The sequence below is a fragment of the Sphingobacterium alkalisoli genome (assembly GCF_005049105.1).
Taxonomy (GTDB): Bacteria; Bacteroidota; Bacteroidia; order Sphingobacteriales; family Sphingobacteriaceae; genus Sphingobacterium; species Sphingobacterium alkalisoli.
In genome coordinates, this window is sequence record NZ_SUKA01000002.1 from 212958 (window position 1) to 227506 (window position 14549).

Below are 14549 nucleotides of genomic sequence, written 5' to 3' on the forward strand. Positions count from 1 at the left end.
TATATTCATTATAACTAGGTTAATCCCAACCTTTGTTCTGTTGTATATTATTATATTTAAGGATTTCCGAATAAGGAATAGGTCCGTAGTACATATAATCCTGAAACGACCTGTTTTCTACATTGATCGGAACAATAGAATTTCCATTGATATCTATTCCCTTGGCCGTTTCATTTAAGTTTACTTTCCAACGACGCAAGTCCCAAAACCTGAATCCTTCAAAGCACAGTTCTAAACGACGTTCATTACGAATGAGTTCCCGCATTTTGTCTTGGTCAGCTTTACATTTTTCTAAATAGGGATCATTTGTGCCTCCTACACCAGCTCTTTTACGGATAGCTTTAATGATATCGTAGGCTGAGAACCCGTTCCCACCGTTACCGGTCGGCCCCCATGCTTCGTTGGCAGCTTCGGCATATATTAAATACATCTCTGTATAGCGAATTCTGGGGTTATAATGCGTCTTTCCTGTAGTCGAAGAAGGATTGACATTGACATCCATACGCAAACGTTTTTTCATATAATAACCTGTACGGGTAGAGGTTTCTCTAATATTGATACCATCTCCAGTTGCCATTCCTGTAGCCGTACCTGTGTAAATGACAGAATTTTCTACCCCTGCAGTACTGCCGTTGTAGATTATGTATCGCGCGAGTCGTGGATCTCTCCCAACGAATGGATTTGTTGCTTCATACTCACTGTCTTCATCGGTAATTGGGTAGCCGTTGGCCATAGGGAAAGCTTCAGCCAAATTTTGCGAGGGATTCATAAAACCTGTTCCAAACAGGGAAGGCGGAAAGTGTTGTGCTTCCTGTGTCGTGTTATTCGTGGATAAGTTTTCCCGCCAGATAATTTCGGGAGGGTTAACGCCGCCACTCAACCCATCAATTTCCGTTTGATTGGTGTAATAGCTCATGCCATTGCTTGGTAACGCATCTGCTCCGCCTTTGTAGTTGATGATGATTGCAGCATAATTTGCTGCTTCGGCCCAACTTGTTGAATTACCGGCGTCTTGAAAGGCGGGACTAGAAGCCAATAAAGCTGTGCGGCTCCTGAAAGCGTCTGCAATTAGCCCATTGAACAATTGACGTGAGTATTCGCCCATTACGCGATTGTAAGTTTCCAAATTACTCGTAACTGCACGGAATTTTTCAGGGATTTGCGTCGACGAACTTAAATTATTATATTCATAGGGGAGGTTTTCTAGTGCTTTATCTAAGTCGCTGTAAATCTGTGTTAAACAATCCGCGAATGTAGCTCGACCTTGATTGAAATCCGAATCTATAGTTTGGAAAGCTGTAACGATAGGTACACCCAATAATTGGCCGTCGCTAGTAAATCCTGCATGATTACGCAATAAATAGTACATAAATAAAGCGCGGAGGCCATACGCCTCACCTTTCATACGCATATTGAATAATTGGGCTGCTTCTTGGTCCTCGGCCCATTTTACCTTATCTACATTCTCTAAAAAGAGATTTAGGTATTGTATGGCGCCGAATGCAGTCTGCCAAAGATTAACTGGATTGTTGGCAGCGGTCCAAGTTCCGGTCGCCATTTTGAGATAATCGTTGTCTTTCTGGTTGGTTACAGCATCGTCTGTGGCATACTCACTATTGTCATAATAAGTCGGGATGGAGCGATATGCATTCACCAGAAAACCTTGCGCATAGCCCGCATCGGTATACATCTGTTCGATTGTTTTTAGATTTTCAGGATCAGGATTCAAAAGTTTTTTGCAACCGGATAGAATAAAGAGAAACAACCCAAGTATTAATATTCTAATTTTCATAATGTACGTTGTTAAATGAATTAATTAAAAGGAAGCTTTAAATCCAATATTATAGAAGCGATATTGAGGAGCTGATCCAATGTTGGTTTCCATCATTTTACTTTCTTTAGAGATGACCAGTAAATTATCCCCGTTGGCATATATACTTAGGCCACGTAGAAACGAACTGTTGAGCGTGCTTTTGTCAAAATCGTATGTCAGTTGTACTCTACTTAAGTTGAATCGATTATTTTTGTACATCCAATAGGTAGAGTTTAGGAAATTGTTGCTATTAGAAGTCGTTGTTAGTCGCGGATATGATCCTAGATCGTCGACTTCCCATTCGCCAGCTGTGTTCTTTTCAATTGTTGTACGATCTAAGACGACATCTGAGTACTTGCTAGAACCTCTAATCCAATGATAGGCTGTATTGTTGAACCCTATGGCACCCGATTGACCATTTCCTAGAGCAAAAAGTGTAACGTTTTTCCATTTTAAAGTCACATTGACACCGTAGGTAAATGGTGATACGGCCCATCCATTTTGACCCAACTCCACTTGATCTCTGGAATCAATCAGACCGTCGTTGTTGACGTCCCGGTACTTGATGTCGCCAGGTAACACCTCTCCGAAGGTCTGTCTTGCATGGTTGTCGATCTCCGCCTGGTTCATAAATATGCCCTCGCTGATGTAACCCCAGTAGGCGTCAAGTGCTTTCCCTGATCTGTATTGATAATCATCTTCATATACTTCGTCTCGTTGGGTAGCCCGAGAGCTGAAATACATGCCAGTCAACCCAACTGAGTAATTCAATTCTCCAACTTTATGGTTTAAATTGACGGAATAATCGACACCAGATCGGCGATCATTGTTGTAATTTAAGTAAGGAAGGAAGGAAAAATCCCAATTTGAAAAATACGATGGAAATATTGTTGAGCCTTGTGTTAATAATCCTCTTGTATCCTGTCTAAAATAGTTGGCATCTACTGTAATCAGGTTATTGAACATAGCTGCATCTAGCCCGATCCTAAACTCGTTTCTTTTTATAAAGGAAAGGCCTAAATTTTCCCCCTGTCGGGAACCAGTCGTCCAACCACCCGCCACGCCATCTCGCCATTGATACCAGCCACCATCATTTACAAAATATCCTTGGTACATGTAATAATTGCTGATATCGATATCTTGATTTAACGAGCCATAAGAAGCCGCTAACTTCAGATTATCGAAGAAGGAAATATTTTCTTTGAAAAAGGTTTCGTCACTTATACGCCATCCCAGTGTGATGGTTGGGGAGAGGGCTGTCCGATTGCCAGGAGCCAGTTTCGCCGAATGTACTACCGCACCCGTAAAGTCCACATAATATCTATGCTTGTAATTGTAAGCGACCTGTAGACCTAGGTTGGCATTTCTTACAGGTTGATATGTGCTGCCATCGTGGTTCGCATCTTTGGCTTGTTGGATATGATATCCCCAACCCAATAGCGAAGCGTTTATATTATGATCAAAATTGAATGTTCGGTCGTAATCTAATTGCGCTCTGAATGACATCGTTTGATTATAGTTGGCCTCACCAATGTATTCATTAGTAGAATTAACGTCGTTGTTAAATTTGGTTAGCGAGGTAATCATTGTTTTGCCATCAATATTGGACCAAGTTGGCTGGTATACAGCATAATCTTCGTTAAAGGCCTCATTGTAATAAGTTTGGTAGTCCAGACTATAACCTCCATTTAAGGATAGTCCCTGTGTTATATCCCTTAAATCCGCGTTGGCGTTTACGTTAAACATAAATCGTCGGCTTTTGGATTTAATGTAACCTGCTACCAACATGTCGCCAAAGGTATTAGTCTGATCATTAGAAGTTCCTCCCAATAAATATTGACCATCGACTATATTATTGCTGCTTTGCACGATAGTTTGTAAAGTTGTATTTTCGGGGTCAAACATGTTGATCGGAACCAAAGGAGAGAACCAGTTTGGACGAAGCGTAGCGGCTGCTCCCCAAAAATCTCCTCTTGCTCTATATGTGTCAGAAACGATAGCTACAGCGTCTGTGGATGCCGTGAGCCAGTTTGTTAGATTCATGTCTACATTGGCTCTAACATTGAAATTGAGTGCATTATTATTTTTTGTATCGCCATATTTTAAGATGTCATTATCATAGGATAATCCTAAATTTGTGTAATAACGCGCGCGCTCATTTCCTCCTGAAATCTCCGTGGTAAGATCTGATCTTGAATATACCTTTTTAAGGTACTCGGATGAGTAGAAATCGACATCTGGATATTGGTAAGGATTTTCGCCAGTGGAAGTATGGTAGATTTGCTCTGCTGTATATCTTTCCGAAATGCCATCGTTGCGTGATGCTTCATTGAAAAACGTCATGTATTCTGCTGCATTCAAATAGGTAGGATAACGCTTAGGCGAATATAAACCGGTATTTGCTCGGACATCTATGCTGATGGGCTCTACCACACCTCTTTTGGTGGTAATCAATATTACCCCTTTGGCTGCGTTGCTACCATAAAGTGCAACATTGCTTGCGCCTTTCAATACGGTTACAGATTCTACTTCAACCATACGGACATCTCCGGCACTACGAGGTACGCCATCTACCAATATCAACGGGCTCTGTCCCCAAACATTACTCGTATATCCTCCGACAAAGCTCTCTAGATTATCTAAGCTATATGTACCATAGCTTTTAGTTAGTATTTCGGTTATACTAGCGCTCGATACACCTCCTAAGAGATCTGTTTTTGCAGTTTTGCCAAATGCTACATTCACCAGACTGTCTTTACTTTCTTGTGCATATAAGCTCAGAGAGCCGCTTAATAGCAATGCAAAGAGAATATTATATGTTTTCTTATTTTTTTTCATTACTGTTCTCTTATGTTTTATGAATTACCAACCTGGATTTTGTTGAAAACCCTCATACATGGTTACATCACTTTGAAGGAACGGAAACCAATAGTGTTTTTGTTCAAGCTTGCGTTCCACTAAGACCGTTTCTCTAAAGTTCAATACCCTTGCGTTTTTTGGGTCTGCATAGACATCATCATTCGACATTCCGCGATCGAATTGAACAGCTTTTTTTAGTGTGTATGGTTGTTCGGTTAATAGCAACCATCTGCGAAGATCTATAAATCGATGCCCTTCAAAGGCTAATTCTACGGCACGTTCTCGTCTGACCTCGTGCAGGAAAGCATCAGTAGACCCCAAAAATTTACTGTGTACTGGATCAATTCCTGCACGTTCTCTGACTTTATTAACTGCGTCTGCTGCCGTGAGGTTATAAGTGGCAGCTTTGCCTTGCGGCGAACCATAGCCAATCGATGTTGCTTCAGCATACATTAAATAAACATCTGCTAAACGCATGAAGCTTAAAACAAATACGTTATTGTCTTGATATCCATCGTAATCATTCACGAGCTTATTCGTGAACTTAGAATTCATATATCCGGTCAACACCGCTTTTGCCGGATTGGCTGTCCTGTATAACCCACCCGTGAATAAGCTCGCGTATTGTCTATATTCATCGTTTCCAACACTACCTGCTCTGGATACGCATTTTTCTCCGTCAATAATAATATCATGATAGAATCTAGGATCCCTATCTTTCCAAGGATACTGTGGGTCGAATCCAGACTCGGGATCTGCCTGAGTAATATCTGCTGGCAAAGGAAGTCCATTTGACATACCATAATAGTCTACATAATTTGCCGTAGGGTAAACTTTAATACCAGAAGCATTAATTGTGGGCGGACGGTAATCATTGACTTGGTTCCAACGCCATCTAGCTCCACTTTCGATCAGATTTTCCACAAAAATGGCTTCTTTTAGCCCAGGTATCTTGCCACTTTGATTATAGGTATAAAATATTTGTGTATACTGCGAGAAGCTTGCTAATTCATATCTGTTAGTCGATTCCGTTAAATTTAGGGCTTCGGCAAATGCATCAGCAGCTTTTTTGCAGTATTCTGTATTATATCCGCTAGCTCCAGTTGATTCTTGATTCATCAGCGGACTGCCGGCCCAAAGATAGTTCTTACCAGCGTATGCTAATGCCATAATCTTATTGATGCGGAAATTATTATTACCTAAAGTTTGTTTGCCTGCGGTAGTTGCATCCCAATCTATCGGGAGAAGCTCAGCAGCTTTTTGGAAATCCGCTGCGACTTTTTCCGCTGTCTCACGATAGTTGAGTCTTGGTACTTCGATTACTTCATCGGTAGGAAGGGCACTGTCAATATAAGGAAGACCTCCCCAATACTGCATAAGCATAAAATGAAACCAAGCCCTAAAGAAATAAAGTTGTCCCGCTATAAGATTCTTTTCTTCCTGTGTTGCATCGACCATGAGATCGAGATTTGCTATGCCCACATTAGCCTTACGGATCGCATACCAAGACAATCCCCAAAGTTTGCCTTTTTCAAAACGAGAAGTTGACGAAGCTGATCCACCTGTTTTAAACCAGCTGTAATACCTTGTGTTCCAGCCCCAAGAGTCACCTTGATCTACAGCATTGGCCATCAGCCGTGTCTCACCTATTTCCCAATATTCTTCTTCGCCATAGTTCCAGTTGTTGTGATATTCTGAGGCACTGACTAGGGGGATACTATTGTATAGTTCTTCCGTAAATCCCTGAAAATTTCTAAAATTCTTAAAAACTTCTTCAGTTTCTATATCACTATTTGGAGCCTTGTCCAGATATTTTTTGCAAGAGCTTAACCCGAATGAGGTCAACATAATGCATAGGGTAAATAATAGTGTTTTATTATAATAATTTCTCATCTTCAATTGGTTTAAAAGGTGATGTCTAATCCTACATTAAAACGTCTCATGGTTGGGTAAGCTCCAAAGCTTGAGTTACCGCTAAAGTTTGATTCACGGTCATCAGGCATTCGAGTCCATAGCCATAAGTTATTTCCATTCAGATAAATTTTACACAAGTTGACGCCAAATCTATTTGTAAAGTGATTGGGTAATGTATAGCCTATCTCTGCGTTTTTAAGACGAATGTAGGATCCGTCGAACTGATAGCGTGTACCAGATGCCTCTGGTCCAACAGTGGTAGACCATCTTGGATAAGGTATATCTCCCCCTTCATCTACACTCCAGTAAGTGCCTTCGACATAAGCGACATTGGAAGTCGAATGAAATGTTGGGAACGATACTTCACGGGTCACATTGTTTACACCATAGAATTGTAGGAACAGATTCCATCCTTTCCAATCAAATCCGATGGAAGCATTGTAGGTGTTTTGTGGAGAAGACGAATATTTATATGGTACTACGTCCTGATTATCAATAACGCCGTCAGCATTATAATCGACGATATTGTAGTCACCTGGTAATTTATCATCATTATTTACATTACGTTGTGTGCTACCGAGGACATCATCCCAGCTTTGTAGAAATCCGTTGTCCAAGTATGCTCTATTCTGCCCTAATGGATAACCTGCATTTTGCTGATAGGTAGGCCGTAATTTGGGGTCGTCTCTGAATATAACCGTATTGACGGCATGTGTCATGTTAGTGTTTGCAAATAATCTAAGCCCATTGCTAAAAGTGTGGTTTATACCCAACTCAATTTCATAACCCTTTCCTTTTACTTCCCCTAGATTTGCATTGGGGGCGCTGACACCAAAATAAGAAGGAATAGCACGAGAACCTCCTCCGATAATGATATCGGTTCGATGATCCTTAAAAAAATCAATACTACCTGTCACTTTATTTTTAAAAAAGCCAAATTCTAGTGCTAGATTCCTTTTCTCTGCTGTTTCCCAAGATATATTAGGATTACCTAATTGCGTAATGCTATAGTATGTATATGGGGTATTAGAAGGGATATCTCCCATTACTGTATTACCTCCGTATGACCATTGATCTGCATAGAGCCATCGACCATTAACGTTGTCATCTCCAATTCTACCCCAGGAACCGCGGAATTTTAATAGACTTAAAAAGGATATATTTTTCATGAACTCTTCATTGGATAGTGTCCACCCGCCGGATAGTCCTGAAAAGAATTCAAATCGATAATCTGGCCCAAATTGCTCAGATCCGTTGTAAGCACCGTTGACTTCTAAAAAGTATTTCATAGCGTAATTATAGGTTGTACGGAAGACCCAGTCTTCGCGATACCTAGAAAACATACTCCCGGTAGCAAGCTGCTCTCGCATAAATACGCCCATAGCAGAAACATCATGATCTCCGAACTTGTTAGCATAGTTTAACTGAAAAGAGTAATTCACTCTTCTATACGTAGCTCCGATATCTACTGCTCCGGATTCTGTAGACCACCTTACGCCATCGGAGAAGTCTAGCTGTGTACCTAGATCGACTTTTCCCTCATACGATACAACTCCTGTTTCTGGATCTATCCATTTACGTTGCGCATTGTTGTATAAATCATTTATGCCTCTGTCAATTTCTTGAAAAGTATTGTCCAAAGAAAAATTAGCTCGAGCATTTAAACCTTTGAGAAAAATCTTGAGATCTTGCTCTAATGTGAAATCGGTAGTTAATTGATTTCTGGTTTTTTTCTCTACGCCCGACATAGCTAATATGTACACGGAATTAGGTACGTCCGCGTTTTTTGGCTCATAGTAACCCCAAGTGCCGTCCGAATAGACAGGCCACATCGCGTCAGGAGAGGTGCGATAGGCTGATGCCCAGTAGCCGGTATCACCATCTGCTGCTCCCCAAGGTAATTTACGTACACCGTTTGAACCAAATAGTTTGGTGGAGAATTTTGTCGTGGGAGTTAGATTGAAATTTAAGTTACTACGTACATTAGTACGTGTATAACCATAACCAGCCGCATAGCCACGCCCATTTTGAATGGTCTTGAATAAATCGCCTTCGGAGACAAAATCAACATTAGCAAAGTAGGTTACAAAGTCAGACCCTCCTGATACACTTGCACTGGTATTGTGCGACATAGTATAATCTTTAAATAGTTCTTTTTCCCAGTCCACATTAGGATATTGATCTCTTTCTTGCTCACTGGCGGGATTCCGGTACTTATTAAGGATTTCTTCAGGTAGGTATGATGTCCATGCGCCACCGTTGATTAGTATTTCCCGCTCTATGGTTTGATTTTTCAAAGACAGCGCGTCATAGGAGTCATATTTTTCAGGAAGCTTTGAAGCCATTTTTGTCGTCATATTTGATCGGAGCTGTATATTGGCTTTCCCCTTTTTACCTTGCTTAGTTGTAATTAAAATAACTCCGTTAGCTCCTTTAACACCAAATACGGCTGTGGCAGATGCATCTTTTAATACGGAAACTGTCTCTACGGAGGAAATGTCAACTGAGCTGATAGATCGCTCAATACCGTCGACTAGTATAAGTGGAGAACTGTTATTCCACGACGTCTGTGCACGTATTAGCATTTGTGGATCTTCAGCACCCGGCATACCTGTGGACGATGTTGTCACTAGACCTGGAAGATTACCTGTAAGTGCCATACCGAGGTTAGTAACTCCTCCGGCTCGTTGAAGAACTTCTCCGGTGGTCTGTACGATAGCACCAGTTAAGCTTTCTTTCTTTTGCTTGCCGTAACCAACAACTACTGTTTCTTCAATTTCAATGTTATTATTGTTAAGGATAATGCGAAGCTGATCTTGGTTCCTGATCTCAATTTCGACTCGTTCATGACCCAATTTAGTTACCACAAGCGTCTGAGAAGTAGTAGGTACCCTTAAGGAGAATGTTCCGTCTGCTTCCGAAGAGGTCGCGGCACTTCCACCCTTGACCGAAATAGATGCATTCTCTACAGGTGTATTCTGCTGATCTAGAATCAGTCCATTTAATTGACGATATTGCTGCGCCCTGAGCGTTGGCATGCTGCCAATAAATAAGAGGATAGGAATAATTAATAGTGATGAGCGACTCGTTAAGCCCCAAAGTTTCTTCCAGTGTCTCAAAAGAGAACATGTAGATGTTAGCATCATAGTTTAATAATATAAAATGGTTAAATGTACTTTTATTTCTTAATGTCTGGCGAAAGCATATACACTGTATACATGCTGATCAGGTGCAATGATGCGAATAGTATGCAAGCGATTGCATTAGTGCCGGTCGAAATGTAAGATACGGTTAAGTTCTAATCAGTTTTTTCATGTTATATAGTTTATTTATGGTTAAGCATGCTGTTTTCAAACTGAATTAGATTCGCGCTGAAAACATTATCGTTTATAATTTATGCTAAGGTATGTAATGAATATTTTACATGAATAGAACGAATGTCTAAATGATAGGTAAGAATGTCAAATATGCTCGTTAGCGCCTTTATCGAACGATTAAGGCCTATTTTGTAAGTGAATTCAAATATAAATAATGGAGAATTGGGAGGTATTTAGACAGTTTATTTATCTGTACTGTACAAATAATTGTCCATTTAACAATAATTACTCTGCTAAAGCTATATTTGCAAATAAAATAATATTATTTTTATACCTTAGTAATTCAACTAGGGAAAGACAGCTAGCCAATCGTAATTTTATATGCCGTAATGATTAGATATATACTTCTACTTTTATTTCTTAAGATATGTTTTGCATTTGCGCAAGAATATCCCACGGACTTTCAACGGTACTATTCCAAAGACGGCCTTTCATCGAACACCATATTTAGCATGTGCCGCGATAGTTTTGGTTTTCTATGGATCGGAACTGAAGACGGCTTAAATAGATTTGATGGGATTAATTATAAGGTATACCGACATAATCCGGATATCACGGGAACGTTAAAAGTAAATCACATCACCGCTTTAGCTGAAGATGGTGCGGGTAGAATTTGGATTGGAACCAGCGGAGGGGGGCTTAGCTATTATGACCGCAAATTAGATAAAATCGTTCACTACGAACAAGCACCCGACAAACGTTGGTTGAGTACCGCGATTACTTCTCTTGCAATGGATAATGCCGGACAACTATGGGTTACATCGTACGGTGGGCTATTTGTGCTTAATGTGCAACAGCTTGGTATGCATGTAGACGATCACTATACTGCTATAAGTACTAGCTTTCTTGGAAAAGTATCTAGTTTTACATTTCAGGACAGCAAGCAACGGATGTGGATCGCCACAGATAGCGTACTCTATATGTATTCGGATAACTATAAGCAGGTGTCACGATACGGCATATTTCAGAAGGGGGGAGGTGAACGTACAGATAACCTGATCACTTCTATTATTGAAGATGCACAACATCGGATATGGGTGGGTTCATTGTCAGGTCTTTATGTTTTTGACGAGCAAAGTAGGACCGTTAAGCGATTTGACGACTATCCCGCCATGCGATCCCTAAGTGGGCGGATCTATGCCTTGGCAATGGATAAAAAGGGTGGTTTATGGATTGGGACAGATAGGGGGCTGGAGGTGCTGGATGTGTCTACTTATACCTTAAAAACATATCAGCCGGATGTCCGCGACCCGCAGAGCATAAGCCATCAATCTATCCGATCTATATTGGTTGATAAGTTTGGTATTTATTGGGTCGGTACGTTTCAGGGCGGGTTAAATAAGTTTGATACCAACTTAAGTCAATTCAGGTTAAAAGATATTCGTACAGTAGATCAATACGGCTTGAATTCGCGTATGATTACTTCGCTATTGATCTATAGAAATAATGTATTGGTCGGTACCGACGGTGGAGGTATTCATCTCTACGACCGACAGCGGGATGTGACAACAGCATTAGATCTAACAGCTAGTAAGGAACATAGCGGTCATAACTTGACCATACTGGCGCTCGAAGAAAAAAATGACCATCAGGTATGGCTGGGGACCTATAAAGAGGGACTGTTTTACTATGACAGGAACACCGGCAAAAGTTTTCAGTATGGCATAGGGGATGGTGCAGACAAGCTTAACAATGGTGATGTTTTCTGTTTAAAAAAAGATTCTGAAGGTAACCTTTGGATAGGTACCAACGGTGGAGGTATCAACGTATTGCAGGCGAGTGATGGGACTGTGCGAAAATATATGCGCAAAACTACTGTGGGAGATGGTGGTCCGGAGCCGAACAGCAATTTTATACGCGCATTTGAAGAGGATGGAAATCAGGACATGTGGATTGGTACCTTTGGTTCTGGTGTATGCGTATTCCGTAAAGGGACAGACACATTTTCCTTCTTTAATAAAAGCACACATGATCTACCCAGTGATTACGTACTTTCGTTAAAGGAAGACCGGGAAGGTAATATCTGGGTGGGAACCAACGGAAGTGGTGTGGGTTTATTGAAAAAAGGGGCTAAGAAATTCAATGTTATTTCTGAACGTGATGGTTTGATTAATGGAGTTGTACAAAGTATTGTTGAAGACGTGGAGGGCAAAATATGGTTCAGTACTAACAAGGGGTTGAGTTGCTATGACCAAAAGACAAAGCGTTTTAAAAATTATTCCTATTTCGCTGGATTACAGTCTGGCGCGTTTATGCGAGGAGCGGGTATCTGCATGCCGGACGGCGAGCTTTTTTTTGGTGGGCAAAATGGCTTTAACCACTACTACCCCAAGCAGCTGAAAACAAACTCCAATCCAGCTAATGTCGTGTTTACGGAACTGAAAATTGACAACAAAGTGATTGGACCATCTGAAGAAGGAGCTATACGTACTTCATTACTATTGGCTGATCGAATTGACCTCCAATACAAGCAAAACTTCTCCATATCATTTGAGGCGTTAAATTTTACGATACCTGAAGAGAATCAATATCAGTATATGTTGGAGGGTTTTGATAAAGATTGGATTCCGGGAGGTGTAGCGCATAGTGCTTACTATACGAATTTGGATCCTGGAAAATATACTTTTCATGTACGCGCCAGTAATAACGATGGCATATGGAATGAAGAAGTTAGATCTATTTCCATCTATGTAGCACCTCCATTTTGGCGCACAATCTATGCTTATTCCCTTTATTGTGTAGTCTTTGTGGGTGGGTTGTTCTACATTAGACATCGGGGAATACAAAAACTACAAGCAAAATTTGCGTTAGAACAAGAACGGATACAAGCTAAACAACTGATAGCACAACAACGCAAGGAGGCGGAACAGCTACACCAGTTGGATACGCTGAAAATCAAATTTTTAACAAACTTAAGTCACGAGTTCCGAACACCGATATCACTAATTGTTGGTCCCGTTGATAATCTGATGAACGAAATAAAAGATATCAAGGCGTCTGAGCAGTTGGGTCTGGTGAAGCGAAATGCACGGCGCTTGTTGAACCTCGTGAATCAGTTGCTGGATTTTCGCAAAATGGAAGAACAGGAGCTGCGGTTGCAAGATGCCGATGGTGAACTGGTTTCTTTCGTTGAGGAGGTAAGTAACTCATTTACCGATATGGCACAACAGAAAGGTATTTCGTATTCCTTTACAAGTGCAGTGGAGAAGCTACAGGTTCGGTTTGATCAAAATAAGATAGAACGTATTCTTTTCAATATCTTGTCGAATGCATTTAAATTTACGACTAAAGGTGGAAACATCGCCGTGCATCTGGCAACCAGTGAAATAGCCTCCGATGCAACCTATTGCACCGCGTGCATTACTATTAAGGATTCGGGTATTGGTATACCGAGGGATGTTCAGCAACGTATTTTTGAGAGCTTTTTTCAACATGATACGGCCGGAGCTGTCATTAATCAGGGTACGGGCATAGGGCTGTCTATTGCCCAGACTTTTGTGAAGATGTATAACGGCGAAATTTCAGTGGAAAGCGAGGAGGGCAAAGGCAGTTGTTTTTCGTTTAGCCTACGTATGGAACGGTCCAGTGCCAGAACCGAAAAGGGAGCAGAGCCTATTCCGGCAATGCATGAGGTCGCGGATGCTGGGGGTGATGCTACGAATGTAGATACTTTTGATGTACGCCGACAACCGTCCATATTGATCGTGGAAGATGATGATGATTTTCGTTTTTATATGAAAGATAGTTTGTTGTCTTCCTTTCAAGTGTTTGAGGCGGCGAATGGAAAAGAAGGTTGGCAAAAGGCACTTTTTCATCATCCCGATATTATACTCTGCGACGTGCAAATGCCTATTATGAACGGTATGGAACTTGCACAGAAGCTTACACAGGATAAACGGACGAAACATATTCCGATTGTTTTGCTAACGGCTGCGCAAGTGAAAAATGGACTGGTGTGTGGATTGGAGGCGGGTGCCATCGATTATATGACCAAACCATTTGATGTCGCAGTATTACAGGCTAAAATTAATAGTTTATTGGGGTTAAACCAAGCCTTTAAAGAGGCTTATACGCGGCAGGTATCGGTCGTGGCACCCGAAATAGAAGTAGTTTCTGAAAAGGATCTTTTTCTGCAAAAGATCTTAGCCTATATTTATGACAATATGAATAATCCGCAACTGTCGGTCGAAAATTTGAGCGCACACCTTTCTATCAGCCGGGCCTCGCTCTACAACAGGCTACTCGACTACACCGGCATGTCTCCCGTCGATTTTATACGCTCTGCGAAGTTGGAACGTGCAGTCGTGTTGTTGGAAAAAAGCGATAAAACGATTGCGGAAATTGCTTACGAAACAGGCTTTGCCAACCCAAACTATTTTACCAAGGTATTCAAAGCGAAGTATCAACGGACACCCTCCGAATATGTGCAGGCGTTCAAGAATTAAGTCGACGCTTTTGAACAACCAATGCTGTTTTTTTATCGTATACGATGAGCTGAGGAGACTATGAGTGTATTTTAAACATTTGTTCTAGTTTTTTCATTATTCTTACCCTTCTTTCCACACTTGTTTTTATAGTTTTGAAAC

Annotated in this window: 5 protein-coding genes; 1 reads left to right on the plus strand and 4 read right to left on the minus strand. The window is 41.0% G+C overall.

The window, feature by feature from the left end:
- Positions 1-19: 19 nt before the first annotated feature.
- The 4 genes from FAZ19_RS06595 to FAZ19_RS06610 are packed head-to-tail and all read right to left on the minus strand — an operon-like array spanning position 20 to position 9732.
- Positions 20-1792, minus strand: a complete 1773-nt coding sequence (locus FAZ19_RS06595; RefSeq protein WP_136819935.1) for a RagB/SusD family nutrient uptake outer membrane protein — start codon at positions 1790-1792, stop codon at positions 20-22.
- Between the two features lie 24 nt (positions 1793-1816).
- A complete protein-coding gene (locus tag FAZ19_RS06600; protein ID WP_136819936.1) occupies positions 1817-4651 on the minus strand; it encodes a SusC/RagA family TonB-linked outer membrane protein in 2835 nt (944 codons plus the stop codon).
- 24 nt (positions 4652-4675) lie between these two features.
- The gene (locus FAZ19_RS06605) at positions 4676-6565 is read right to left on the minus strand and encodes a RagB/SusD family nutrient uptake outer membrane protein (RefSeq protein ID WP_136819937.1); all 1890 of its coding nucleotides are present in this window, start codon (positions 6563-6565) and stop codon (positions 4676-4678) included.
- Between the two features lie 11 nt (positions 6566-6576).
- Positions 6577-9732: a SusC/RagA family TonB-linked outer membrane protein gene (locus tag FAZ19_RS06610; protein ID WP_229707419.1), complete on the minus strand. Its 3156-nt coding sequence runs from the start codon at positions 9730-9732 to the stop codon at positions 6577-6579.
- Between the two features lie 560 nt (positions 9733-10292).
- Between FAZ19_RS06610 and FAZ19_RS06615 the strand changes: the two genes are divergently transcribed.
- The gene (locus FAZ19_RS06615; protein WP_136819938.1) at positions 10293-14408 is read left to right on the plus strand and encodes a hybrid sensor histidine kinase/response regulator transcription factor; all 4116 of its coding nucleotides are present in this window, start codon (positions 10293-10295) and stop codon (positions 14406-14408) included.
- The last annotated feature ends 141 nt before the right edge of the window (positions 14409-14549 follow it).

What these genes read in the sequence shown, in the direction of transcription:
- FAZ19_RS06595 (WP_136819935.1), bottom strand. Translation starts at nt 1,792, where the DNA reads ATGAAAATTAGAATATTAATACTTGGGTTGTTTCTCTTTATTCTATCC.
- FAZ19_RS06615 (WP_136819938.1), top strand. Translation starts at nt 10,293, where the DNA reads ATGATTAGATATATACTTCTACTTTTATTTCTTAAGATATGTTTTGCA.
- FAZ19_RS06605 (WP_136819937.1), bottom strand. Translation starts at nt 6,565, where the DNA reads ATGAGAAATTATTATAATAAAACACTATTATTTACCCTATGCATTATG.
- FAZ19_RS06600 (WP_136819936.1), bottom strand. Translation starts at nt 4,651, where the DNA reads ATGAAAAAAAATAAGAAAACATATAATATTCTCTTTGCATTGCTATTA.
- FAZ19_RS06610 (WP_229707419.1), bottom strand. Translation starts at nt 9,732, where the DNA reads ATGATGCTAACATCTACATGTTCTCTTTTGAGACACTGGAAGAAACTT.